The sequence below is a fragment of the Arthrobacter sp. E1SS-5 genome, from assembly GCF_057073715.1.
This window is the reverse complement of the sequence record NZ_CP172703.1, coordinates 2,441,481-2,466,087: the sequence shown is the minus strand read 5'-3', so window position 1 is coordinate 2,466,087 and position 24,607 is coordinate 2,441,481. Positions and strand designations below refer to the sequence as shown.

Here is a 24,607-nt window from a genome sequence, read left to right as displayed (position 1 = left end):
CTCGTGCTGAATGGCACTGGAGCTGCCTCGATAGTAGACTCTGGAGTGGCTATGACCCGGCAATCACCGGTGAGCTTCCGGAAGAACCCGCGGCCGCTGCCTCCAAGGTACGCCGCGCCAGTAGAACCGGACGGGTAAGCCCGTCACAGCAGTAATGAGAGGCCGGGGCGGCAGGTGTTCCTTTGGGAACATGCGGCACCGGTAAGTGAGGTGGTACCGCGGTGGGCGTGACGTCTTAGGGACGGCACGGCAGCCGTCCTCGCATCCTGAACGGAACCTCCGGCCGCTGCCGGGAGTTCACCACGCTCAACCCAGGATGTCGAACATGACGTTTTACCCCAAGGCCTCAGCCTCCAGCACTTCCTCCAACAGCAGCGCCGGCGTTTCCGCCTCCGTGAAGTTCCCGGAGATCGAAGAGCGCATCCTGAAGTACTGGGACCAGGATGGCACCTTCCAGGCCAGCGTCGACCAGCGCAGCGCCGACGTTCCCGGCGGTGAGCCGGGCAGCAACGAGTTTGTGTTCTACGACGGCCCGCCCTTTGCCAACGGCCTGCCGCACTACGGCCACCTCCTGACCGGTTACGCCAAGGACCTGGTGGGTCGCTACCAGACCCAGCGCGGCAAGCGGGTGGAACGCCGGTTCGGCTGGGACACCCACGGCCTGCCCGCAGAGCTTGAGGCGATGAAGCAGCTGGGGATGACGGACAAGACCCAGATCGAAGCCATGGGCATCGACAAGTTCAATGACGCCTGCCGCGCATCGGTGATGAAGTATGCCGACGAATGGCGCAGCTACGTTACCCGCCAGGCCCGCTGGGTGGACTTCGACAACGACTACAAGACGCTCAACGTCGAGTACATGGAATCGGTCCTCTGGGCGTTCAAGCAGCTGCACGACAAGGGCCTGACGTACAACGGCTACCGCGTCCTTCCGTACTGCTGGAAGGACGAAACCCCGCTGTCCAACCACGAACTGCGCATGGACGACGACGTTTACAAGAACCGGCAGGACCAGACCGTCACGGTCACGTTCCCCATCCTGGCAGGGGAATCGGAGCTGTCGAAGGAGCTTGCCGGCGTGCAGGCGCTCGCCTGGACCACCACCCCCTGGACGCTGCCCACCAACGCCGCGCTCGCCGTCGGGCCTTCCATCACGTACGCCGTGCTGCCCGCCGGACCCAACGGCATCAAAGCCGCCTCTGCCGACGCCCCTGTCACGGGCAGCTTCCTGCTGGCCGCCGACCTGCTGGGCAGCTACGCCAAGGACCTGGGCTACGACAGCTTCGAAGCTGCGGAAGCCGCCGTCGTGTCCACCCACACCGGCGCTGAACTGGAGGGCCTGGAGTACCAGCGGCTCTGGGACGACTTCGCCGACAACGAGAAGTACGGCATGGAGAACGCCTGGCGCTTCGTGGTGGCCGACTACGTCACCACCACCGACGGCACGGGCATCGTGCACCAGGCACCCGCCTACGGTGAAGACGACCAGAAAGTCTGCGAGGAAGCAGGAATTCCCGTAGTCCTGTCCGTGGACGAGGGCGCAAAGTTCCTGCCCCTGTTCAAGCACGGTGCCCTCCACGACATCGTCGGCCTGCAGGTCTTCGAAGCCAACAAGCCCATCACCCAGGTGCTCCGGGCGCAGGGCCGGCTGGTGCGCCAGGCGAGCTACGAGCACAGCTACCCGCACTGCTGGCGCTGCCGCAACCCGCTGATCTACCGCGCTGTGTCCTCCTGGTACGTGGAGGTCACCAAGTTCAAGGACCGGATGTCGGAACTGAACCAGGAGATCAACTGGATCCCGGGCAACGTCAAGGACGGCCAGTTCGGCAAGTGGCTGGAGAACGCCCGCGACTGGTCCATCAGCCGCAACCGTTTTTGGGGCAGCCCCATCCCGGTATGGCAGTCCACTGATCCCGAGTACCCGCGCACCGACGTCTACGGCTCCCTTGCGGAGATCGAAGCGGACTTCGGCCGGCTCCCGCTGAACAAGGACGGCCAGGTGGACCTGCACCGGCCGTTCATCGACGAGCTCACCCGGCCCAACCCGGACGACCCCCGCACCCCCGAAGAGGGCCAGTCCGTCATGCGCCGCGTGGAGGACGTGCTGGATGTCTGGTTCGACTCCGGTTCCATGCCTTACGGCCAGGTGCACTACCCGTTCGAGAACGAGGCCTGGTTCAACACCCACAACCCCGCGGACTTCATCGTGGAGTACATCGGCCAGACCCGCGGCTGGTTCTACATGTTGCACATCCTGTCCACGGCGCTGTTCGACCGGCCGGCCTTCCGCAACGTCATCAGCCACGGCATTGTGCTGGGCTCGGACGGCCAGAAGATGTCCAAGAGCCTGCGCAACTACCCGGACGTCTCCGAGGTCCTGGACCGCGACGGCTCCGACGCCATGCGCTGGTTCCTGATGTCCAGCCCCATCCTCCGCGGCGGGAACCTGATCGTCACCGAACAGGGCATCCGCGACGGCGTCCGCCAGGTCATCCTGCCACTGTGGAACGTGTACAGCTTCTTCACCCTGTACACGAACGCCGCAAACGGTGGTTCCGGCTACGACGCGAAGCTGCGCTACGAGGGCTACCGGGACACCCTGGACCAGTACCTGCTGGCCAATACCGGCGACCTGGTGCGCACAATGACCGCCCAGCTGGACACTTACGACATCTCAGGGGCCTGCGACTCGCTGCGCAGCTACCTGGACATGCTCACCAACTGGTACGTCCGCCGCAGCCGGCAGCGGTTCTTCGACGAGGACCAGGATGCGTTCGACGCCCTGTTCACCGCGTTGGAGACGGTGACCCGCGCTGCAGCCTCCCTGCTGCCGCTGGTTTCCGAGGAGATCTGGCGCGGCCTGACCGGCGGCCGGTCCGTGCACCTCGCCGACTGGCCGGATGCGGACCTCTTCCCGGCGAACCCGTCCCTGGTGGAAGCCATGGACCGGGTGCAGCAGATCTGCTCCACCGGGTCTTCGCTCCGCAAGGCAGCCAACCTGCGCGTCCGCCTTCCGCTGCAGGAACTCACCGTGGTGGCACCCGGCGCGGACGCGCTGGAAGGCTTTGCCGCCGTCGTCGCCGATGAACTCAACCTGCGTTCCGTCCGCCTGCTGGACGCCGCCACGGCTTCCCCCGAGGAGTTTGGCATCCAGCAGAAACTGGTGGTCAACGCCCGTGCCGCCGGCCCGCGCCTGGGCAAGAACGTCCAGGTTGCCATCAAGGGCTCCAAGTCCGGTGACTGGTCAGTGGACGACAACGGCGTGGTGACCGCAGGCGGGCTGCAGTTGGAGCCCCAGGAGTACACGCTGGAGACGGTAGTGGCAGAGTCCGACGGCGGTTCGGCAGCTGTTGCGGTGCTGCCCGGCGGCGGGTTCGTGGTGCTGAACACGGAAGTCACCCCGGAACTGGAAGCCGAAGGGCTGGCGCGGGACATGGTCCGCGCTATCCAGCAGGCCCGGAAAGATGCCGGCCTCAACGTCAGCGACCGGATCCGGACCACGGTCACCGCCGCGCAGAACGTGGTGGATGCGCTGCTGGCCAACGTTGAACTGGTCAAGGGCGAGACGCTGACAGTGGACCTGGCCGCTGAACCGGCCGAGGTGTCCGAACCCGCCGTCGTGGTTGAAAAAGTGGAGGCCTAGGACATGACCGACGAATTTTCCGTGGAAAGCGTCTACGCCGAGCTGCTGGGACGGGCGCCGGAAAACAAGATGGAGCCCCGGCTGGCGCCGCTGTACCGCGCCATGGACGTGCTCGGGGAACCGAACAAGGCGTACCCGATCATCCACGTGACCGGCACCAACGGCAAGACCTCCACATCCCGGATGATCGAATCCGTGCTCCGCGCCCAGGGCCTGAGTACCGGCCGCTACACCAGCCCGCACCTGTCCAAGGTCACCGAACGGATCAGCATCGACGGCCACCCCGTATCCGACGAGACGTTCGTCCGGATCTGGGACGAAATCAGGCCCTACCTGCAGATCGTGGACGCCGAACTCGAAGCCGAAGGGCAGCCCCGGCTGACCTACTTCGAGTGCCTCACCATCCTGGGCTTCGCCATCTTCGCCGACCAGCCGGTCAATGTGGCCATCATCGAGGTAGGCCTGGGCGGCATCACCGATGCCACCAACGTGGGCGACGGCCAGGTCTCCGTGGTGACCCCCATCTCGCTGGACCACACGGACCTGCTGGGGGATACGACGGCGGACATCGCCTACGAAAAGGCCGGCATCATCAAGCCCGGCGGCTACCTCATCAGCGCGGCCCAGCCCCTGGACGCAGCGCAGGTTCTGCTGGAGAAGGCCAAGGAAGTGGGCGTGCCGTTCCGCTTCGAGGGCGTGGAGTTCGGTGTCGAGTCACGGACAGTTGCCGTTGGCGGGCAGATGGTCACCATCCAGGGCATCGCCGGCCGCTACCCGGACCTGCTGGTGCCGCTGCACGGTGCGCACCAGGCACAGAACGCGGCGGTTGCAGTCGCGGCGCTGGAGGCGTTCTTCGGCGGCGAGAAGGAACTGCCCTTCGACGTCCTGCAGGAAGGCTTCGCCGCCGTGACGTCACCCGGACGGCTTGAGGTGGTTCGCACGGCGCCCACCATCATCGTTGATGCCGCCCACAACCCCGACGGCATCAAGGCCTCCGCGGCCGCGCTCCAGGAAGCATTCACCTTCACCAAGCTGGTTCCCGTCGTCGGCGTGCTCAAGGAGAAGGACGCCGAAGAGATCCTGCGGGAGCTCAAAGAATCCCTGGGCGAGGTGGCGGAGGAATACTGCTTCACCCAGTCCAACTCGCCCCGCGCCGTCCCCGCCGCGGAACTGGCCGAGCTCGCGATCGACCTGGGGTTCGGTGAGGACAACGTGCATGTAGCCGAGAAGCTGGACGACGCCCTGGAATGGGCAGTGGAACGCGCCGAAGCCAACGAGGACCTCTCCGGCGGCGTGCTGGTCACAGGGTCCATCACGCTCGTGGCCGAAGCACGGATCCTGCTCGGAAAAACGGAGGCGTGACCATGGCCAGATTGACTAAAGCCCAGCGCGAATGGCGCCCCGGCATGCCGAAGAAGCGCCGCTCCACCAAGGTCATGTTCGCCTCCACGGTGCTGCTGCTGGAAGCCTTCGTCATGTTTTTCGCCACCCTGGTGGTGTTTGGCCTGCGCCGGGGCGAGTTTCCGCCGGCGGTGATCCTGGGGGTGGGCATTGCCCTCAGCGTGGTGATGATCGCCGCCTGCGCCGTCCTCAACAAGCCCTGGGGCATCGGTTTGGGGTGGATCCTGCAGCTCGTCCTGGTCCTCACGGGTATTTTCGAGCCGGCCATGTTCCTGGTGGGAGCCCTCTTCGCCGTTGCGTGGTGGTACGGGATCCGCACCGGCATCCGGCTGGACCGCGAAGCCGCGCAGCGCGCACGCGAGCAGGCGGAATGGGAAGCCGCCCACCCGGACCAGGCCTCCGGCCCGCCCCAGCCCCAAACTCCGTAGGCCCGTCCCCGTAAGCCTGTCCCCGTAGACTTGACCCGAAACCCCACCAACGCATTGGAGCAGTTGTGACTACAGAGCGCACCCTCGTCCTGATCAAGCCCGACGGCGTCGCCCGTAACCTGACCGGCGCCATCCTGGCCCGCATCGAAGCCAAGGGCTACAGCCTGGTTGAGCTGAAAAAGGTTGACGCCACCCGTGAACTGCTGGAGCAGCACTACGAGGAGCACGTGGGCAAGCCGTTCTACGAGCCGCTGGTGGAGTTCATGCTCAGCGGGCCCGTGGTGGCGGCGATCTTCGAAGGCCACCGCGTCATCGAAGGCTTCCGCTCGCTGGCCGGCACCACGGACCCCACGACGGCGGCCCCCGGCACCATCCGCGGCGACTTCGGCCGGGACTGGGGCCTGAAAGTGCAGCAGAACCTGGTGCACGGCTCCGACTCAACCGATTCCGCTGAGCGCGAGATCAAGATCTGGTTCAACTAACCGGAGACCCCGCGGACCCAGAAACCGCGAACTGACAGATGAGGCCAATGTTCTTGATGAACATTGGCCTTATCTGTCATCTGGCGGGGGAGCGGAAGGGGGTTTAGAAGCCGGAGGTCCCCACGAAGACCTGGATGAACGCGAAGAAAATGGTGGCGATGACCGCTACGTACAGCAGGGCGGTGATGATCCAGCCGGAATCACCCAGGACACGGGCTGCGCCTGCAGGCATGGGGATGACGCCGGCGCTGATGTTCCTGATGGTGGTCCACACGAAGAGCGGAATCATGGCCGCCCAGACGATCATGCAGAAAGGGCACAGGATGTGGATTGAGTAGAGGGCCTGGGACCACAGCCACACCACGAACGCAAAACCAAGCGTGACGCCTGCCTGCAGTCCCAGCCAGTACCAGCGGGCGAAGGTGGCTCCCGAAAGCAAGGCCATGCCCACGGTGGTGGTGATGGCGAAGGCCACGATGCCGATGAACATGTTGGGGAAGCCGAACACCGAACTCTGCCAGGTCTGCATCACCTGGCCGCACGAGATCCAAGGGTTCACATCGCATACCGTGGCGTGGTTGGGGTCCTTGAGTACCTCAAGCTTTTCCAGGACCAGGGTTCCGGACGCCAGCCAGCCCACGATGCCCGTGATGACCAGCAGCCAGCCGAAAGGCCGGTTCCGGGCCATCCGCGGAACGGCGGTAGCCGCAGTTGCGTGGGAATCGGCGGCGCGATTCTCTTCACGGGCGCTGACGGGGGAGATGCTGGGCATGGGTATTGCGTCCTTTTCGTCCGGTGCTCCTGTGCCTGATTGTAACGCCGGCGGCTGAAGCCATTACACAGAAACCGGAACAGCAGCTCCCGCCTCCGCGGCGATCCAGCCCGGGTATGAGAGAATGAACGTGGCTGGAAGCCGATCCACATTCGGACTCCGGTCCGGTGGTTTGTTCCCAAGACCGCCAATGATGAGCAGGGCAGGCTTCGGATTCTTCCGGCACACCCGCAACTCCATTGGGCGGCACCTGGTTGTGGCACGCAGAACAACGGGTTTTCAGAACATCCACCGGCTCCTACGGGCTGCCGCACCCCAACGACGGTGCGAACCTGGGAGTATCCACTTGACTTCTGTCAACGCCTGCGGGTTTTGACAATATGTGCCCCAATGGGTGCCGGATGTGGCGGTACGTCAGGGGCAGGAGTGTTGCCACATATGGACAATGATCAGGAACTGGCCGTTAACGAAGAAGCAGCGGCGGAGGCCGCGGCACCCAAGAAGGCTCCACGCGCCCGGCGCAAAGCGGCCCCGAAGGCAACGGACGAAGTGACGGAGGCCGTGGCAGCGGCTCCGGAAGAAGCGGTTTCCGTCCAGGCTGAAGCCACGCAGTCCGACGACGCGGAAAAGACACCCAAGGCTCCGGCCCGACGCACCCGTGCCCGGAAGAAGGTGGAGGTTGCGGAGCCGCTGCCCGCCTTCGCGGCGGAGCCCACCCCTGCCGACGAGCGTGTCGCCGCTGAAGCTGCCGCGGTCGCACCCGCGGAGGAACCAACGGCGGACGTCGAAAGCAAGCCGGTGCGCCGCCGTCGGGTAGCCACCCGCAAGGTTTCCTCTCCCGCCAGCGCCGAGCCCGCCCCTGCCGCCACTGAAGCCGTGGCTGAGGGATCAGCAGCAGCGGATGCCGCCGCGCAGGAACCGGTCCAGGAAGCCGCATCCGCACAGGAACCTGCCGTGGAGCAGGCAGAGCAGCCGGAGCAGGAGCACACCGTCGAGCCCGCCGTCGCGCAGACCGGGGAAAAAGCCGAAGAACCGCAGCAGGCGGCCCCCGCTGCAGCAAAGACCGAAGAGCCTGCCGCCGCCAGCCCCTTCGCCTCCCTGTTCCTGGAACCCGCTTCCCCCACCTCGGTGCTCTTCCAGGCGCCGGACCTCAGCACCGTGGTCCGTCCCGCTGCCCCCGCTGCCGAGGAGCCTGAGGAGGAAGAAACCGAAGATACGGACGATTCCTCCAGCCGCCGCCGGCGCCGCAGCCGGGGCCGCAGGGGCCGCAGCCGGATCGGGGACAGGGCTGAAGAGGACAACCAGGACGGCAGCGCCGAAGCCGACGCCGAGGACGAGGCCGACGAGGATACGGCCGGGCAGCTTGAGGAGGGTGTCACCTCCCGCCGCCGGCGCCGCCGCCGCCGCGGTGACCAGGACCTGGAACTGACCGGCGGCAGCGAGGACGACCCGCCCAACACGGTGACCCGGGTCCGCGCCCCGCGGACCGTGAGCGAGGCGCCCGCCAGCAACCGCGTCACCAGCGTCAAAGGCTCCACGCGACTGGAGGCGAAAAAACAGCGCCGCCGCGAATCCCGCGACACGGGCCGCCGCCGCACCGTCATCACCGAGGCCGAGTTCCTGGCCCGCCGCGAGTCCGTTGACCGGCAGATGATCGTGCGCCAGCGCGACGACAGGATCCAGATCGCGGTCTTGGAAGACGGCGTGCTGGCCGAGCACTTCGTATCCAAGACCCAGCAGGACTCGCTGATCGGCAACGTGTACCTGGGCAAGGTCCAGAATGTCCTGCCGTCCATGGAAGCGGCGTTCGTTGACATCGGGCGCGGCCGCAACGCGGTGCTGTACGCCGGCGAGGTCAACTGGGAAGCCGTGAACCTCGAGGGCAAGCAGCGCCGCATCGAGAACGCGCTGAAGTCCGGCGATACCGTCCTGGTACAGGTCACCAAGGACCCCGTGGGCCACAAGGGCGCCCGCCTCACCAGCCAGATCTCGCTGCCCGGACGCTACTTGGTGTACGTACCCGGCGGATCCATGACCGGCATCTCCCGCAAGCTGCCCGACGTCGAACGGAACCGCCTCAAGCGCATCCTCAAGGACCGCCTGCCCGAGCACGCCGGCGTGATTGTCCGTACGGCCGCCGAGGGCGCTTCCGAGGAAGAGCTCACGCACGACATCAACCGGCTGCGGGCCCAGTGGGAAGGCATTGAAAGCCAGTCGGCCTCCACTAAGATCCTTGCGCCCGAACTGCTCTACGGCGAGCCGGACCTGACCATCAAGGTGGTCCGCGACGTCTTCAACGAGGACTTCTCCAAGCTCATCGTCTCCGGTGAGGAGGCGTGGGACACCATCGAGGCCTACGTTACCTACGTGGCCCCGGACCTGGTGGGCCGCCTCGAAAAGTGGACCAAAGACCAGGACATCTTCTCCGCCTGGCGCATTGACGAGCAGATCCACAAGGCCCTCGAACGGAAGGTCTTCCTGCCCTCCGGCGGCTCCCTGGTGATCGACCGCACCGAGGCCATGACCGTGGTGGACGTCAACACCGGCAAGTTCACCGGCAGCGGCGGCAACCTCGAGGAAACCGTCACCAAGAACAACCTCGAAGCTGCCGAGGAAGTGGTGCGCCAGCTCCGGCTGCGCGACATCGGCGGCATCATCGTGATCGACTTCATCGACATGGTGCTCGAATCCAACCGCGACCTGGTGCTGCGCCGCCTGGTGGAATGCCTGGGCCGCGACCGCACCAAGCACCAAGTGGCTGAAGTGACCTCCCTCGGCCTGGTCCAGATGACCCGCAAGCGCATGGGTACCGGGTTGCTGGAAGTCTTTGGTGAACAGTGCGAGGCCTGCGCCGGCCGCGGCATGGTGACCCACGACGATCCCGTGGAGCACCGCCGCGCCAACGTCGTTGCCGCCGAGCACCACCATGTCCAGCGCAGCGACAACCGGCCCGAAGCCCGGCCGGAAGCCCACCGCACCGAAGGCCAGCGGACCGACAACAACCAGCCCGGCGCACGTTCGGAGCGCAAGCGGCGGCGCGGACGCGGCGGCCAGCAGACCGAAGCCGCGCCAGTCCCTGCCGTCCAGGTCCACACCGTCCACCCGGAGCCCACGGACGCCGAGCGGCACGCCAAGGCGGAAGCCACCCGCCTCGCCCTGGCAAACATCGCCGCTGCTGCCCACGCCGCGCACCTGCACGACGATGAGGTGGCGGCAACCCGCCAGGTGCCGGCCGCTCCGCCTGCGCCCGCTCCGGCAGAGGAAAAGCACGACGCCGACACCCCCACGCGTCCCGCAGCTGTCCTGACGTTCGGCGGCGAGGAAGTCCCGCTTCCGTTCGTGGAGCACGCGGAGGAACAGCAGCCCAAGCCGGCCCTCACCCTAGACCGGCTCGCTGAAGCATTCGCCCACCTCGGCCAGCCGGCGTCGTCCATGGAGGATGCTCCGGCCAAGGCTGCCGAGGCGCCGAAGGCAGCGGAACAGCCGGCAACGGAACAGCCCGCGCCGGAACGGGAAGCCGGAACCGGGGGAGCGGAAGCCCGCCCCGCAGTGGAAGCTCCAGCCGAAAAGGACTATTCGGACCACACGCTGGAACAGTCCCGGCAGCGTAGGCCGCGGCGCCACCGCGGCGCCAGCCGTGCCCAAGGTGCCGCCAACGAGACCGCTGTCCAGCACCACGAGAACGTCCAGGCCACTGCCGGGGGCCATTCGCACGCGGCCAAGGCCCCGGAAACGGACAAGGCACAGGCCACCGCGGAACCGGGCAAGGCGGCGGAGGAACCCATCATCCTCGGCGTCGGCGTTCCGGCCTCGGAGCTGTAAAGGCTGAGGCCGGCAGCAGCGTAGGAACATCCAGGAGTCCCCGTTCAGTGGACGGCTCCCCCGTGAATTACAGGGGGAAACGTCCGCAGGGCGGGGATTCCTGCGTACGGCAGCCGTTCACCTTTGCGCAGGTGCTGTCACCTTTCCTGCGGACGGGCCCCAGCAGCTAGGCTGGAAACCGACACGGGGTGCCGCGCAGAAGGCCGGCTGAGATCCAGACCCGTTGAACCTGTCCGGCTAGTACCGGCGAAGGGATGTCTCTTGTCTTCCACCCTTTCCATGCCCCTGCCCACTGCATCCGATGCATCCGCCGCCTTGCCCGCAGGCCGTGACGTTCCGCGCGTCCTCTCCATTGCGGGCTCGGACCCGTCAGGCGGGGCAGGCATCCAGGCAGATCTGAAAAGCATCGCTGCCCACGGGGGCTATGGCATGGCCGTCATCACCGCCCTCACGGCCCAGAACACGCAGGGCGTGCAGGCCGTGCATGTTCCGCCGGCCGCCTTCCTGGCCCAGCAGCTGGATGCGGTCAGTGACGACATCAGTATCGACGCCGTCAAGATCGGCATGCTGGGTGACAGGGAAGTGATCCGAACTGTGCGAGGGTGGCTCGAAAAGGTGCGTCCCGCCGTCGTGGTCCTTGACCCGGTGATGGTTGCCACCAGCGGTGACCGGCTGCTGCAGGCGTCGGCGGAAGCCGCGCTGCGGGAACTGCTGCCCCTCGCCCATCTCATCACCCCCAACTTGCCCGAACTGGCCATGCTGGTGGAAGCGGATCCCGCGGAGAGCGGGGACGAGGCACTGGCCCAGGGCCGGCGCCTGGCCGATGCCACCGGGGCTACCGTGCTGGTCAAGGGCGGGCACCTTGCAGGGGAGCACTGCCCGGACGCGCTGGTCAACACCGCGGGCCTGCTGGGGCAGGACGTAGTGGAAGTCCCGGGCAACCGGATCGCCACCCGCAACAGCCACGGCACCGGCTGCTCCCTTTCCTCGGCCATGGCAACGGTGCAGGCCCGCCTGGGCGACTGGGAAGCATCACTGCGGACGGTCAAGCCCTGGCTGGCCGGCGCTCTCGAGAACTCGGGCCTGCTGGAGGTGGGCCAGGGAAACGGACCGGTGCACCACTTCCACCACCTGCGGCCGGCACTGCAGGAAGGCGGCTTCGCGGCCCGGCTGTGGGTGGAAGCCCAGCAGGACCTCGACGACATCTATGCGCTGGACTTCATCCGCGGCCTGGCCGCCGGAGACCTGCCCGAGAAGGACTTTGCCTACTACCTGGCCCAGGACGCCCTGTACCTCAACGGGTACTCCCGTGTGCTGGCCCGCACCAGCGCCCTGGCCCCCTCGGAGGCCGAACAGTTGTTCTGGGCAGGATCGGCCCAGCATTGCCTTGAGGTGGAAACGGAACTCCACCGCTCCTGGCTCAGCACCCGGCCCGCCCAGAGCGGCCTCGGCCCCGTCACTAAGGCCTACGTGGACCACCTCACCGCAGCTTCGGCGTCGGGCTCTTATGCCGTCCTTGCTGCCGCCGTCCTGCCCTGCTTCTGGCTCTATGCCGAGGTGGGGGAGAAGCTGCACGAGCAGTTCATTGCCTCCGGTGAGCCGGACGGGCATGCCTACGCTGCCTGGCTCCGCACCTATGCCGACGAGGCCTTCGCCGAAGCCACCCGCCGGGCTGTTTCCATCGTGGATGAAGCGGGGCGGAAAGCCTCCGACCATGAAAGGGCAGCGATGGTCACCGCGTTCAAGCAGTCCTGCCGCCTGGAAGTGGAATTCTTCGACGCGCCGAGACTGCATTCCTGACGGCTGCCGGCGGCGCCGCCGCTATGATGGGGGAGCATGGTTGCGGTGCTGCCCGCCGGGTTTGTGGTTACTACCACAGCCGGGCCGCCGGAACCAGCCTCATTTGCGGCCGTGGACGGATTTAGCGTATTCTGGATCCTCGGTGCTTACGCCAACACTTGGGTTATGACCCTGGAGCAATTCGCTGTGCATAACAAGCGGACTTTTCCACCGGGACGGCTCACGGATTTCCCCGGGAAATCCACGGCGTTGAGGCACAGCGGGAACCCAGCCAATTTCTGAGCCGGGTGCCGCACGCAAATTTTGTAATAAACGTCGAGAGAAGTGAGTTCCCAAGTGGTGTACGCGATTGTCCGCGCAGGCGGCCGCCAAGAGAAGGTTTCCGTTGGAGACTTCGTTACCCTGAACCGCGTCGCCGGTGGAGCCGGCAGCACCATCGAGCTGCCCGCACTGCTCCTGGTTGACGGTGACAAGGTCACCTCCGCCGCCGCTGACCTGGCCAAGGTAACTGTTACGGCTGAAATCCTCCAGGACCTGCGTGGTCCTAAGATTGTCATCCAGAAGTACAAGAACAAGACCGGCTACAAGAAGCGCCAGGGTCACCGCCAGGAACTGACCAAGGTCAAGATCACCGGCATCAAGTAACCACCGGTTACTGTTCAGGTTTTCCAACAGATTCCCCAGAATTTCAAAGGCAGGCATTTCAGATGGCACATAAAAAGGGCGCGAGCTCCACTCGCAACGGCCGCGATTCCAACGCTCAGTACCTCGGCGTCAAGCGCTTCGGCGGCCAGGTGGTTTCCGCAGGCGAGATCATCGTCCGCCAGCGTGGCACCCACTTCCACCCGGGCGCCGGCGTTGGCCGTGGCGGTGACGACACCCTGTTCGCACTGACCCCGGGCGCCGTCGAATTCGGCACCCGCCGCGGTCGTCGCGTGGTCAACATCGTTGCTGCTGCAGCTGCAGAGTAACAACCAGTTCTGAAGCGGTGGAGCGGGCCTGTGGGTCCGCTCCACTGTTCTTTTAACCGCATTACAATCGATGTGGCGTTCCGGACGCCAGGTAAACAGCATTTGAGGAGATCCACGTGGCCAGCTTTGTAGACCGGGTAGTCCTGCACGTATCCGGCGGATCGGGCGGCCACGGATGCGTCTCCGTCCACCGCGAGAAGTTCAAGCCGCTGGGTGGGCCCGACGGCGGCAACGGCGGCAACGGCGGTGACGTGATCCTTCGCGTCGATCACCAGACCACCACACTCCTCGACTACCACCACGCACCCCACCGGCACGCCAGCAACGGCGGCCCCGGCATGGGTGACTGGCGCGGAGGCAAGAACGGCGAGACCCTGGTGCTGCCCGTTCCGGACGGCACGGTGGTCAAGACCAAGGACGGCACCCTGCTCGCCGACCTCGTTGGTGAGGGTGCCGAGTACGTAGCGGCCGCCGGAGGCTTGGGCGGGCTCGGCAACGCCGCCCTCTCATCGCAAAAGCGCCGCGCCCCCGGCTTCGCGCTGCTGGGCCTCGAGGGTGACTCCCGCGACATCGTGCTGGAACTGAAGTCCATCGCGGATATCGCACTGGTGGGCTTCCCGTCCGCGGGCAAGTCCAGCCTCATCGCAGCGATGTCCGCCGCCCGCCCCAAGATCGCCGACTACCCGTTCACCACCCTGGTTCCCAACCTGGGCGTGGTGCAGGCAGGCGATGTCCGCTTCACCATTGCCGATGTTCCCGGCCTCATCGAAGGAGCCAGCGAGGGACGCGGGCTGGGGCACAACTTCCTGCGCCACGTTGAGCGCTGCGCTGCCTTGGTGCACGTGCTGGACTGCGGCACCCTGGAATCGGACCGGGACCCTCTCTCCGACCTCGCCATCATCGAGGGTGAGCTGGAAAAGTACGCCGTCGACATGAGCTATGCCGGCCAGGACGGCGAGGTGGTCCCCCTGAACCACCGCCCCCGCCTGGTTGCCCTCAACAAGGTGGACCTGCCGGACGGCAAGGACATGGCAGAGTTTGTGCGCCCGGAACTCGAATCGCGCGGTTACCGCGTCTTCGAAGTCTCTGCTACCAGCCACGAGGGACTGCGCCAGCTCGGCTTCGCCATGGCCGAGATTGTCCAGGCCGCGCGGGACGCCGTAGCCGCCGCCCCGCCCAAGGTCCAGCCCACCGTGCTGCGGCCGCGCGCCGTCAATGAAGCAGGGTTCAAGATCCGCCGCGAGGAGAAGAACCTGGAGCCGCTGTTCCGCGTCCTGGGTGAAAAGCCCGAGCGCTGGGTCAAGCAGACCGACTTCACCAACGAGGAAGCCATTGGCTACCTCGCAGACCGCCTGGCCAAGCTCGGCGTGGAGACCGAGCTGTTCAAGCAGGGCGCCAAGCCGGGGGACACCGTGGTCATCGGCGGGGACGACGGCGTCGTCTTCGACTGGGAGCCCACCATGATGGCAGGGGCCGAACTGCTTGCCTCGCCACGTGGCACCGATCCCCGGTTCGCCGATATCGGCGACCGCCCCACCCGCAGCCAGAAGCGCGAGGAGCAGCTGGAACGCCGGGAGGCCAAGGCTGCTGCCCGCGCCGAGCTTGAGGCGGAACGGAAAGCCGGGATCTGGACCGAATCCGTCAGTGGCCGCCGCGCCGCCCAGCCCCTCAAGGAAAGCGGACTGGACGCCGACGATGACCTCTAGGAGCTTGACCGCGGAACCGGCCGGGCACGCCGCGGATCGGAGTGCGCTGGCAGGTGCCCGGCGAATCGTGGTGAAGGTGGGCTCATCCTCGCTGACCAGCATCAAGGGCGGCATTTCTGAAGAGTCGCTCACCGCCCTGGCGGATGCGCTTGCGGCCAAGCGCAACGCCGGCGCCGAGATCATCCTGGTGTCCTCCGGCGCCATCGCCGCCGGACTGGCTCCGCTGGGACTGGCAAAGCGGCCCCGCGACCTCGCCACCCAGCAGGCCGCTGCCAGCGTGGGCCAGGGCCTGCTGATGGCCCGCTACACGCAGGCCTTCGGCGCGCACGGCGTCACCGTCAGCCAGGTCCTGCTCACGGCCGAGGACCTGATGCGGCGCAGCCAGCACACCAATGCCCTGCGCGCCATGGACCGGCTGCTGAACCTCGGCGTGGTCCCCGTGGTCAACGAAAACGATACCGTTGCCACCCACGAAATCCGCTTCGGCGACAACGACAGGCTTGCCGCCCTGGTGGCCCACCTGGTGCGGGCCGACGCACTCGTGCTGCTGTCCGACGTCGACTCCCTCTATGACGGTCCGCCCGCCCAGGGTGCCAAGCGCATCCCCCTGGTCACCGGCGCGCACGACCTTGAGGGCGTGTCCATCGGCAAGGCGGGCAAGGCCGGCGTGGGCACCGGCGGCATGATGACCAAGGTAGAAGCTGCCAGCATGGCCGCCGGCTCCGGCATCCACGCCCTGGTGACTTCCACACCCAACGCCGCCGCGGCCCTGAACGGCGAGGACGTGGGCACCTGGTTCTCCGTCAACGGTGCGCGCAAACCGGTCCGCCTCCTGTGGTTGGCCCACGTCGCCTCTGTGCAGGGCCGCCTGGTCCTGGACGATGGAGCTGTCCGCGCCGTGCTGCACCACCACACCTCCCTGCTGCCGGCGGGCATTTCCGCCATCCACGGAGACTTTGAGCCGGGCGACGCCGTGGAACTGGCGGGCGCTGACGGCACCGTTGTTGCCCGTGGACTGGTCAACTACTCATCCCAGGAGCTGCCCCACATGCTGGGAAGGTCCACCAGGGAACTTGGTGAGGAGCTGGGCAGCGGCTACGACCGCGAAGTTGTTCATGTTGATGACCTGGTGCTGTTGTGAGCTGCAGGCTCGCCTAAACTTGGAGCATGACTGAAGCCCTGATCCATACTGCTGAAAATTCCGGAACCATTGCTGCGCAGGCGCAGCCGGGTCCGTCGGCAGGGCAGGCATCAGCAGTGGACGCTCTTTCCCCCGCGGATGTGGAAGCTGCGGTCCACGCCATTGCCGACCGCTCCCGCCACGCAGCCCGCAGGATGTCCACCGCCAACCGCGCCTGGAAAGACCGCGGCCTCCGCGCCGTGGGTGCCGCGCTGCAGGAGAACGTCCAGGCCATCCTCGCCGCCAATGCCATGGATGTGCAGCGGGGCAAGGACAACGGCACCTCCAAGGCCCTCCTGGACCGGCTTACCCTCACCGAAGCCCGGGTTGCCGGCCTGGTGTCGGCCCTTGAGAACCTCGCCAATCTCCCCGACCCCGTAGGCAACGTGGTCCGCGGCCAGACCCTGCCCAACGGCCTGCGCCTCCGCCAGGTCAACGTGCCCATGGGCGTGGTGGCAGCGATCTACGAGGCACGTCCCAACGTCACCGTTGACATCGCGGGGCTGGCCCTCAAGAGCGGCAACGCCGTCATCCTGCGCGGCGGCAGTGCAGCGGAAGCCACCAACCAGGTCCTGGTGCGCGTGCTCCGGGAGGCCCTCGAATCAGTTGGCCTTCCCGCCGACGCCGTGCAGACCGTGGACCAGTTCGGCCGCGCCGGTGCCAACGTCCTGATGAAGGCGCGCGGCCGGGTGGACGTGCTGATTCCCCGCGGCGGCCGGGACCTGATCCAGACCGTCGTGACCAATTCCGCCGTGCCCGTCATCGAGACAGGGGAGGGCAACGTCCACATCTTTATCGACGAGTCCGCTGACGAAAATATGGCCGTGGAGATCCTGCTCAACGCCAAGACCCAGCGGCCCAGCGTCTGCAACACCGTGGAGACGTTGCTGGTCCACTCAGGTTCAAAGGTGCTGCCCGCCGTCGCCACCGCCCTCCGCAACGCAGGCGTCCGCCTCCACGTGGACGACCGCATCAAGGCAGCGCTGCCCGGCGTCGAGACCGAAGCGGCGACAGACGCGGACTGGGGGACCGAGTACATGGACCTCGACCTGGCAGTGGGCATGGTGGACAGCCTGGATGAAGCCGTCCAGCACATCCGGACCTGGTCCACGGGACACACCGAGGCGATCCTCACCAACCACCTTGCCAACGCGGAACGATTCATTGCGGAGGTGGATTCGGCGGCGGTAATCGTCAACGCTTCCACCCGCTTTACCGACGGCGGCGAGCTGGGCCTTGGTGCCGAGGTGGGCATTTCCACCCAGAAGCTGCACGCCCGCGGTCCGATGGGGCTGACCGAGCTCACCACCACGAAGTGGATCGTCCAGGGTGAAGGCCAGGTCCGCGGGTAGCAACGCGGTAACATAGACCAGAACCCGTAAGGCAGTGGAAGGTTCCGCTGCCTTTAAATCCTTGAACAAGGGGAGAAAATGCTGCTCCAGCAGATTGCCATGTCCGTCGCCGCCGCCGGTGAATCAGGCCATGAGGAGCCTGCGCCTCTGTGGGCTGAGCCGTGGGTCTTCGGTGTATCCATGTTCGCCATCCTGGTGGTCCTGATGTTCATCGCCTGGTCCTACAACAACCTGGGCAACCGGCACGCTGCCACCGACGAGCACGCCGATCCGCACCGGCAGCACCCCAACAAGCACGATCGCGGGCAGGGTCACTAAGATTTCCCACAACCTGCACCGCAATGGTGCCCGGGGGAGGCTGCGGCTGGGCGTGATGGGCGGGACGTTCGATCCCATCCACCACGGCCACCTTGTTGCGGCCAGCGAGGTCGCGGCGGAATTCGACCTTGACGAGGTTGTCTTCGTCCCCACCGGGCAGCCATGGCAAAAGTCCCACAAACAGGTCAGCGAGCCTGAGCACCGCTACCTGATGACCGTCATCGCCACGGCGTCCAATCCGCGGTTCACCGTCAGCCGCGTCGATGTGGACCGTCCCGGTCCCACCTACACCATCGACACCCTGCGCGACCTGCGGGCACAACGCCCGGACGCGGATCTGTTCTTCATCACCGGGGCGGACGCCCTGGCGCAGATCCTGTCATGGAAGGACATCGACGAACTCTGGTCGCTGGCGCACTTCGTGGGAGTCACGCGGCCCGGACACGTCCTGGATGGCATGGGCCGTGAAGACGTCAGCCTCCTGGAAGTTCCGGCGATGGCCATCTCGTCAACCGATTGCCGTGCCCGCGTGGCGGCGAACAATCCGGTCTGGTACCTGGTCCCGGACGGGGTGGTTCAGTACATCGCCAAGTACGGCCTGTATTCCGACGCGCCCGCAGGCGCGGAGGAACAAACTTCCGAACCACGCGAACCAGCCAGTACTGAATGAGTTCTCAATGAGTCAGGAACAGCCACCAATCCGCAGCCGCCGGGAACTCCGGAAGGCCAGGGAAGCCCAACAGGCCACCCCGCCTTCCACGGAGCAACGCCCGCCTGCCGCCGACCGGCCGGCTGACCGCGCGCCTGCACCGGCAGCGCGCCCCCAAACAGCCCCGGACCAGACGCCCTCCCAGCGTTCGTCCCAAATCCGGGCCCGGGACCGCGCCACGCTGCGCGCCATCAAGGAGCTCGAGGAAAAGGAAGGGCAGCTTTCCGCCGGGGGGCCACCCACGCGGCGCCAGCTGCGTTTGCAGCAACTGAAAGAGCAGGCACTGACGGCGGCCAACCCCGTTGTCCAGGCTGCCGCTCCAGCTCCCGCCGCGCCGCCTTCCCAGCCTTCCCGCGGCCCTGGAAAGGGCGGCGGGCCTGGGAATAAGCCCGAGGGCCAGAAACCGGACAGCCCCACCCAGGCTCCCGGAAGCGCCCCGGAAGGCATGACTGTCGAACAGGCACTGGAAGCGCGGGAACTCATCGCCGCACAGGCGCGAAACCAGATTGCCAAGATGGAGCACATTGCCTCCATGGATCCCGAAGCCGTGGATCCGGAGATCCTGGCCGAGCAGATCGCCCTCGCAGAACGTGCCGCCGTGCTGAACCGCCGGGCCATGGCCCGGCAGAAGCTTGCCGAGCAGGCGGGGACCCCTGCCGTCCAGGGCAGGACTGCCGCTCCCACGGACAAGCCCAACCCGTCCACAGCCAACAAACCCGGCCCGTCCACCGCCAACAACCTGGCGATGGTCACTCCGCTCGAGTTTGTCCAGGTGCCCGGCGTCGAACGTCCGGTGATGAAGCCGCCGGCAACCTCCCATGTTCCCGTAACCACCAGGCCCGGTACGAAGGTTTCCCCGGGGACAAAGGTGCCGCCTGGCGGGAAGCGTAAACCTGCCGCCCGGCCCAAGGCGCCTGCGGCTGACCCGGCCACCGGCCGTTCCCAGGTCATTGCCCGGGCGGAGGCTGCCGCGAAGGCAGCAGGCCGTCCCAAACCGGTGACGCGTCCGGCGGGCCAGCCGGACAATCAGTCGGAAGACCTCTTTGAGGACCTTCCCCGCGTTCCCGCCAGCTCGGCTTACGGCCTCGATCCACTGGACGCCGCCACCGCCGGCCTGACCAGGGCCCGGCGGAACCGGATCCTCCAGTTCTGCATTCTCGCGTTCGGGATCCTGGCCCTCGTTGCCGGCATCATCCTGATCGTCAGCGGCATGTCCCGCTGACCTGCCTGCCGGCACCAGCACTTAACACAATCAAGGAGTCCCGTGACTGCAACAGAATCATCCATCGCCATTGCCCGTACGGCCGCCAAGGCCGCCGCGGACAAGATCGCCCAGGACATCGTCGCCATGGATGTGAGCGAACGCCTGGCCCTGGCTGACGTTTTCCTGATCGCGTCGGCGCCCAGCGAACGCCAGGTCAACGCCATTGTCGACGGCATCGAGGAAGAACTGGCCAAGCAGGACCTGCGTCCGGTGCGCCGCGAGGGCCGTTCCGGCGGACGGTGGGTCCTGCTGGACTACGCCGACGTCGTCATCCACGTCCAGCACGAGGAAGACCGCGTGTTCTATGCCCTGGAGCGCCTCTGGAAGGACTGCCCCGTGGTGGACCTGCAGCTCGGCGACGATGCGTCCGCCAAAGCTGGTGCAGCAACCGAGAGCGAGTAGGCCGCCCCGGCCGGCGAATATTCCCGATTTGGAATTTTCGGAATTGCTGTTCTAAGATATTTGAGTTGCTTCGGGGAGACCCGGAAAAAAGTTTCTCGGAACGGCAACAATCCGGGGCTGTGGCGCAGCTGGTAGCGCACCTGCATGGCATGCAGGGGGTCAGGGGTTCGAGTCCCCTCAGCTCCACCGGTAAGTCCGCTGGAACCTATGGTTCCAGCGGACTTTTTTGTTTCCCGTCCCTCCCTGCTGGCGTGGACTGCACCGCCGCCCGGACTTCACACCCCCGCGTTTCCCGGTGATTTGTCCAGTGGCAGGTGCGTGGGGAAGGCCCGGTTTCAGGCTGTTGAGGGCCGATTGGCGTCCAGCGGAAAAGTGCATTACTCTGGTCAGGTTGCTCCGGGGAATTCGACCGGAAGGGACAAAAGTACGGGGCTGTGGCGCAGCTGGTAGCGCACCTGCATGGCATGCAGGGGGTCAGGGGTTCGAGTCCCCTCAGCTCCACCGATACATGGAAGAAAGGGAACCATCACCTGGTGATGGTTCCCTTTCTTGTTGCCAGCGGCAACTGTTCGTGGACTGAAACTCTTCCGGCGCAGGTCAAAGCGCGGTACAACTGTGGTTGAGGGCACATCGTTCCGCCTCCGGACTGCTTTCCTCCAAAGCGGCGGCCGCGGGACGGGCTGACGAGGAGGTCACAGATGTCCCACGCAGATGGTTCCGGCTACAGCCCGAACGGTGAAACTGTTCCCGAAGGATCGCGCCTGACGCGCGACACTGCCATCCGCGGGCCGGCCAGGCCCGCCCCCTATATCGGCGCCGGCATACTGTTGGCCGCCGCCATCCTGTTCCCCCTGATGCCCCAGCTTTACGCCTTTGATGCGCCGCGGCTTGGCGGCATGCCGTTCTTCTACTGGTACCAGCTCCTGTGGGTGCCCATTTCGGCCATTCTTACCGGCAGCGCCTATTGGCTGGTGACCAAGGAGGACCGACGACGGCGGGCGGAGGCCCGTGCCGGCGGCGCACCCCAGGAAGGGGCAGCCTCTGCCGGGGCCGGCATGGAAGGGGAGCGGCCATGACCGGCCGGCAGGTCAACTGGACGGCGCTTGTTATCGTCGTGCTGCTCTTTGTCGTCGTCGCCGTAATGGGCTTCCTGGCCGCCAGGTGGCGCCGCAGCACGGAAGTGGAAGGATTGCACAGCCTGGATGAGTGGGGTCTGGGCGGCCGCGGATTCGGTACCTGGATCACCTGGTTCCTGTTGGGCGGGGACCTGTACACCGCGTACACGTTCGTGGCGGTGCCGGCGGCCATGTGGGCCACTGGCGCGGTGAGCGGCTTCTTCGCCGTCCCCTACACAATCGTTCTGTACCCCATCATCTTCATCATCATGAGCCGGCTGTGGTCGGTCTCCCACCGCCACGGCTACGTGACCTCCGCAGACTTTGTCGGCGGACGCTACGGCAGCCGCTGGCTCTCCCTTGCCGTCGCCATCACAGGCATTGTTGCCACCATGCCCTACATCGCCCTGCAACTGGTGGGCATCAAGGCCGTGCTCACGGTTCTTGGCCTGGGCAGCTCCGGCAACGTGCTCTTGACTGACCTGCCGCTGATCCTGGCCTTCGTGGTCCTTGCCGCCTACACCTACACGTCGGGCCTGCGCGCCCCGGCGATGATCGCCGTCGTCAAGGACCTGCTGATCTACCTTGCCGTGATCGTTGCCGTGATCTACCTGCCCATCAAGTTCGGCGGGTGGGACACGATCTTTGGCTCCGCCCAGTCGAAGCTGGGCACAGTGAACCAAGCCACGGGCAAGCCGGCCGGCGTCTTCATCCCGGGAGGGGCCAACTACTCCGCGTACTGGTCGCTGGCACTGGGCTCGGCCATGGCGCTGTTCATGTATCCGCATTCGGTGACCGCGGTACTCGCCTCGAAGGCCCGCAATACCATCCGGCGCAATGCGGCCATCCTGCCGCTGTACTCGCTGATGCTGGGGTTCCTTGCACTGCTGGGCTTCGTCGCCATCCAGGCTGGCACCAAGCCCATAGACTTGGACGGCTCCGTCAACCCGCAGCTGGTGGTTCCGCAATTGTTCCTTGACCACTTCCCGGCCTGGTTCGCCGGCATCGCGCTGGCCGCCATCGCCATCGGCGCCCTGGTGCCGGCAGCCATTATGTCCATCGCGGCCGCCAACATGTTCACGCGCAACATCTACCGGGACTTCATCCGGCCTGACGTTGATGCCAGGACTGAGGCGAAAGTGTCCAAGATCGTCTCGCTGGTGGTGAAGGTGGGCGCCCTGGTCTTCGTCATCGCCATGGACCAGTCCGCAGCCATCAACATGCAGCTGCTGGGCGGCATCTGGATCCTGCAGACCTTCCCGGCGGTGGTGGCAGGCCTCTACACCCGGTGGTTCGACCGCTGGGCGCTGCTGATCGGCTGGGCGGTTGGCATTATCTTCGGCACCGTGTCCGCCTACAACGTGGTCAATCCGGTCACCAAGGCACACTTCGGCGGCTCGGTGGCCCCCATCCCCGGGACTGACTTCAGCGTCTACATCGCGGTGTCAGCCTTCGCGCTGAACCTGGTGGTCGCCGTCGTCCTGACCGTGGTGCTGCGGGCACTGAAGGTCCGGACAGGCGAGGATCTCACCCGGCCCACCGACTATGCGGCGGATGAAACGGACCCGAAGGTGGTACAGATCGAGAAGACCCAGCATTTCACCCAGCCGGGCGGCCCTTCACCGGTCGCCTGACGGCGCAGGTGCCCGGCCTGCCGGCCACAGGTGCCCCGCAGCATCGATCGGGGGCAGCGCCGGGGTAGACCGCCCTCCTGCCGGGTTACGTCCCGGCAGGAGGGCGCTTGCATGGGTCCGCTGCGTCCGGGGCGCCAGCTGCCCGTGATTGCAGCGCTGCAATGCACCTGCGTCACAGCCAGCCATCCCGCCGCAGCGGCGGTTCTTCCCCGCCCGGCCGCCGGACCAGGACCTGGTTGACGCCGGTCAACCCGTTTTCGAATCCCAGTGCGCTGGCAGCCATGTACAGCCGCCACACCCGCGCGCGCCCTTCGCCGGCCAGCCGGACGGCCGCGTCCCAGTTCCGCTCCAGCCGGCTGACCCATGCCCGGAGTGTCAGGGCGTAGTGGCGCCTCAGGGCCTCCACGTCGAGCACTTCGAACCGGGCGGCTTCCAAGGCGGACACCATCTCGCCGAGGCTGATCATTTCGCCGTCCGGGAAGACGTACCGGGGGATGAACGAGTCCGGATCCGGGCTGGTGGGCCCGGCGTTCCAAGAGATGGCGTGGTTCAGCAGCCGGCCGCCTGGGCGCAGCAGCGCGAAAAGCGCCGCGGCGTAGGCAGGGGTCTGGGCCCGTCCCACGTGCTCCGACATTCCGATGGAACTGATGGCGTCGAACGGCCCGTCCTGCACGTCCCGGTAATCCTGCACCCGGATCTCCACCTTGTCTGTCAGACCGGCTTCTGCCGCTCGCTTGCGCGCCAGGACCGCCTGCTCCGCCGAAAGCGTCACGCCCACCACTGTGACGCCGTACCGGGCTGCAGCGTGGATGGCGAAGCTGCCCCACCCGCAGCCCACATCCAAGACCCGCATTCCGGGGTGGAGGCCCAGCTTCCGGCACACCAGGTCCAACTTGGCTTCCTGCGCGGCATCCAGGCCACCGTCCACGGCGCCGTCGATCCCGCCAGCGTCCACGCCCGGGCCCGCGTCCACTCTGTTACCTGCCGGCCGTGCGGCTCCGTCGGCGGGCCACACGGCGCATGAATAAACCATGGACGGACCCAGCACCAGGGCGTAAAAGTCGTTGCCGACGTCGTAATGGTGCGAGATGGCGGCCGCATCACGCCCCTTGGAGTGCATCCTGCCTTTCCTGGCGACGCGAGCCTCCTCGGGCGGCGGCGCCGGGTTGGGGCCGACAGCCCCGAGCCGGACCGCGGTGCGCAGGAGCAGCCAGAGTTCACCCGCGGAGAGCGGCCTGAACGGACCGGGCTCGGCGAACTTGCCGGCCGAACTCAACGCCGTGAACGCGGCGAAGATGTCGCCCGGGCTGTCGATCTCGCCGGCCACATACGCCCGGCTCAGGCCCAGTTGCCCGGGCGACCAAAGCATCCGCCGCAGGGCCTTCCGGGACTTGAACTCCAGGACCGGCGCGCCGGCGGGGCCCGCCTCCGAGCCGTCCCACGCCCGCAGCCGGAGGGGTATCTGCCCGGTGTCCAGCACCACCCCCAGGGCCTTTTCCAACCGGGCGGCGTGCCCCCTGGTTCCGGTTCCGCTTGGTACTGCTGCTCCAGTGTCCATGCGCCCACCCTAAGGCCGCGCTGGCCCCCGCGACTATCACAGGCGCGACT

Annotated in this window: 19 protein-coding genes, 2 tRNA genes and 1 riboswitch; of the genes, 19 read left to right on the top strand and 2 right to left on the bottom strand. The window is 66.5% G+C overall.

Annotated features, from left to right (window positions below; translation table 11 throughout):
* Positions 1–325: 325 nt before the first annotated feature.
* The 4 genes from ileS (at position 326) to ndk (ending at position 5,954) form a co-directional block, all read left to right on the top strand.
* On the top strand, positions 326–3,643 hold the full coding sequence (ileS, locus tag ACIGJD_RS11435; protein ID WP_483686302.1) for an isoleucine--tRNA ligase: 3,318 nt from the start codon (positions 326–328) through the stop codon (positions 3,641–3,643).
* A 3-nt stretch (positions 3,644–3,646) separates the two neighbouring features.
* Positions 3,647–5,005 (top strand): bifunctional folylpolyglutamate synthase/dihydrofolate synthase, encoded by a 1,359-nt coding sequence (locus ACIGJD_RS11430; protein ID WP_483686301.1) that lies wholly within the window; start codon positions 3,647–3,649, stop codon positions 5,003–5,005.
* Positions 5,006–5,007: 2 nt separating this feature from the next.
* Positions 5,008–5,472 carry a DUF4233 domain-containing protein gene (locus ACIGJD_RS11425; RefSeq protein WP_483686300.1) on the top strand — a complete coding sequence of 155 codons (465 nt, stop codon included), beginning with the start codon at positions 5,008–5,010 and terminating at the stop codon, positions 5,470–5,472.
* Positions 5,473–5,537: 65 nt separating this feature from the next.
* Entirely contained in the window at positions 5,538–5,954 is a 417-nt protein-coding gene (gene ndk / locus ACIGJD_RS11420; protein WP_142133628.1) for a nucleoside-diphosphate kinase, read from the top strand.
* A 103-nt stretch (positions 5,955–6,057) separates the two neighbouring features.
* Here the strand turns inward: ndk and ACIGJD_RS11415 are convergent, their stop codons facing one another.
* Positions 6,058–6,726 (bottom strand): vitamin K epoxide reductase family protein, encoded by a 669-nt coding sequence (locus ACIGJD_RS11415; RefSeq protein WP_483686299.1) that lies wholly within the window; start codon positions 6,724–6,726, stop codon positions 6,058–6,060.
* A gap of 438 nt (positions 6,727–7,164) precedes the next feature.
* On the opposite strand from ACIGJD_RS11415, the gene ACIGJD_RS11410 reads away from it, so the two are divergent.
* The 15 genes from ACIGJD_RS11410 to mctP all read left to right on the top strand — a co-directional run bounded on the left by ACIGJD_RS11410 (position 7,165) and on the right by mctP (position 22,999).
* Entirely contained in the window at positions 7,165–10,548 is a 3,384-nt protein-coding gene (locus ACIGJD_RS11410; RefSeq protein ID WP_483686298.1) for an Rne/Rng family ribonuclease, read from the top strand.
* Between the two features lie 174 nt (positions 10,549–10,722).
* Positions 10,723–10,820, top strand: a riboswitch (TPP riboswitch).
* A 7-nt stretch (positions 10,821–10,827) separates the two neighbouring features.
* Entirely contained in the window at positions 10,828–12,348 is a 1,521-nt protein-coding gene (gene thiD / locus ACIGJD_RS11405; protein WP_483689482.1) for a bifunctional hydroxymethylpyrimidine kinase/phosphomethylpyrimidine kinase, read from the top strand.
* A gap of 336 nt (positions 12,349–12,684) precedes the next feature.
* Positions 12,685–12,993 (top strand): 50S ribosomal protein L21, encoded by a 309-nt coding sequence (rplU, locus tag ACIGJD_RS11400; protein WP_141946370.1) that lies wholly within the window; start codon positions 12,685–12,687, stop codon positions 12,991–12,993.
* Positions 12,994–13,055: 62 nt separating this feature from the next.
* Positions 13,056–13,319 carry a 50S ribosomal protein L27 gene (gene rpmA, locus ACIGJD_RS11395; protein ID WP_009372867.1) on the top strand — a complete coding sequence of 88 codons (264 nt, stop codon included), beginning with the start codon at positions 13,056–13,058 and terminating at the stop codon, positions 13,317–13,319.
* Between the two features lie 116 nt (positions 13,320–13,435).
* Entirely contained in the window at positions 13,436–15,025 is a 1,590-nt protein-coding gene (gene obgE, locus ACIGJD_RS11390; protein WP_483686297.1) for a GTPase ObgE, read from the top strand.
* Positions 15,015–16,166: a glutamate 5-kinase gene (gene proB / locus ACIGJD_RS11385; RefSeq protein ID WP_483686296.1), complete on the top strand. Its 1,152-nt coding sequence runs from the start codon at positions 15,015–15,017 to the stop codon at positions 16,164–16,166. Before obgE ends, proB begins: the two co-directional genes overlap by 11 nt.
* 26 nt (positions 16,167–16,192) lie before the next feature.
* Positions 16,193–17,557, top strand: a complete 1,365-nt coding sequence (locus tag ACIGJD_RS11380) for a glutamate-5-semialdehyde dehydrogenase (RefSeq protein WP_483686295.1) — start codon at positions 16,193–16,195, stop codon at positions 17,555–17,557.
* A gap of 78 nt (positions 17,558–17,635) precedes the next feature.
* Positions 17,636–17,875 (top strand): hypothetical protein, encoded by a 240-nt coding sequence (locus ACIGJD_RS11375; protein WP_286397491.1) that lies wholly within the window; start codon positions 17,636–17,638, stop codon positions 17,873–17,875.
* A 55-nt stretch (positions 17,876–17,930) separates the two neighbouring features.
* Positions 17,931–18,545, top strand: a complete 615-nt coding sequence (nadD, locus tag ACIGJD_RS11370) for a nicotinate-nucleotide adenylyltransferase (RefSeq protein ID WP_483686294.1) — start codon at positions 17,931–17,933, stop codon at positions 18,543–18,545.
* 7 nt (positions 18,546–18,552) lie between these two features.
* A complete protein-coding gene (locus ACIGJD_RS11365; RefSeq protein WP_483686293.1) occupies positions 18,553–19,806 on the top strand; it encodes a hypothetical protein in 1,254 nt (417 codons plus the stop codon).
* Positions 19,807–19,848: 42 nt separating this feature from the next.
* The gene (gene rsfS / locus ACIGJD_RS11360) at positions 19,849–20,250 is read left to right on the top strand and encodes a ribosome silencing factor (protein WP_142133637.1); all 402 of its coding nucleotides are present in this window, start codon (positions 19,849–19,851) and stop codon (positions 20,248–20,250) included.
* Between the two features lie 113 nt (positions 20,251–20,363).
* A tRNA-Ala gene (locus ACIGJD_RS11355) sits at positions 20,364–20,436 on the top strand.
* A 242-nt stretch (positions 20,437–20,678) separates the two neighbouring features.
* A tRNA-Ala gene (locus ACIGJD_RS11350) sits at positions 20,679–20,751 on the top strand.
* 197 nt (positions 20,752–20,948) lie between these two features.
* Complete coding sequence (locus tag ACIGJD_RS11345) at positions 20,949–21,326, top strand: DUF3311 domain-containing protein (RefSeq protein WP_483686292.1); 378 nt, start codon at positions 20,949–20,951, stop codon at positions 21,324–21,326.
* Positions 21,323–22,999, top strand: a complete 1,677-nt coding sequence (mctP, locus tag ACIGJD_RS11340; RefSeq protein ID WP_286397481.1) for a monocarboxylate uptake permease MctP — start codon at positions 21,323–21,325, stop codon at positions 22,997–22,999. The genes ACIGJD_RS11345 and mctP overlap by 4 nt, the downstream gene beginning before the upstream one ends.
* 172 nt (positions 23,000–23,171) lie before the next feature.
* On the opposite strand, the gene ACIGJD_RS11335 is transcribed toward mctP, so the two are convergent.
* Positions 23,172–24,557, bottom strand: coding sequence for a class I SAM-dependent methyltransferase (locus ACIGJD_RS11335; protein WP_483686291.1), 1,386 nt, complete (start codon positions 24,555–24,557; stop codon positions 23,172–23,174).
* Positions 24,558–24,607 lie beyond the last annotated feature (50 nt).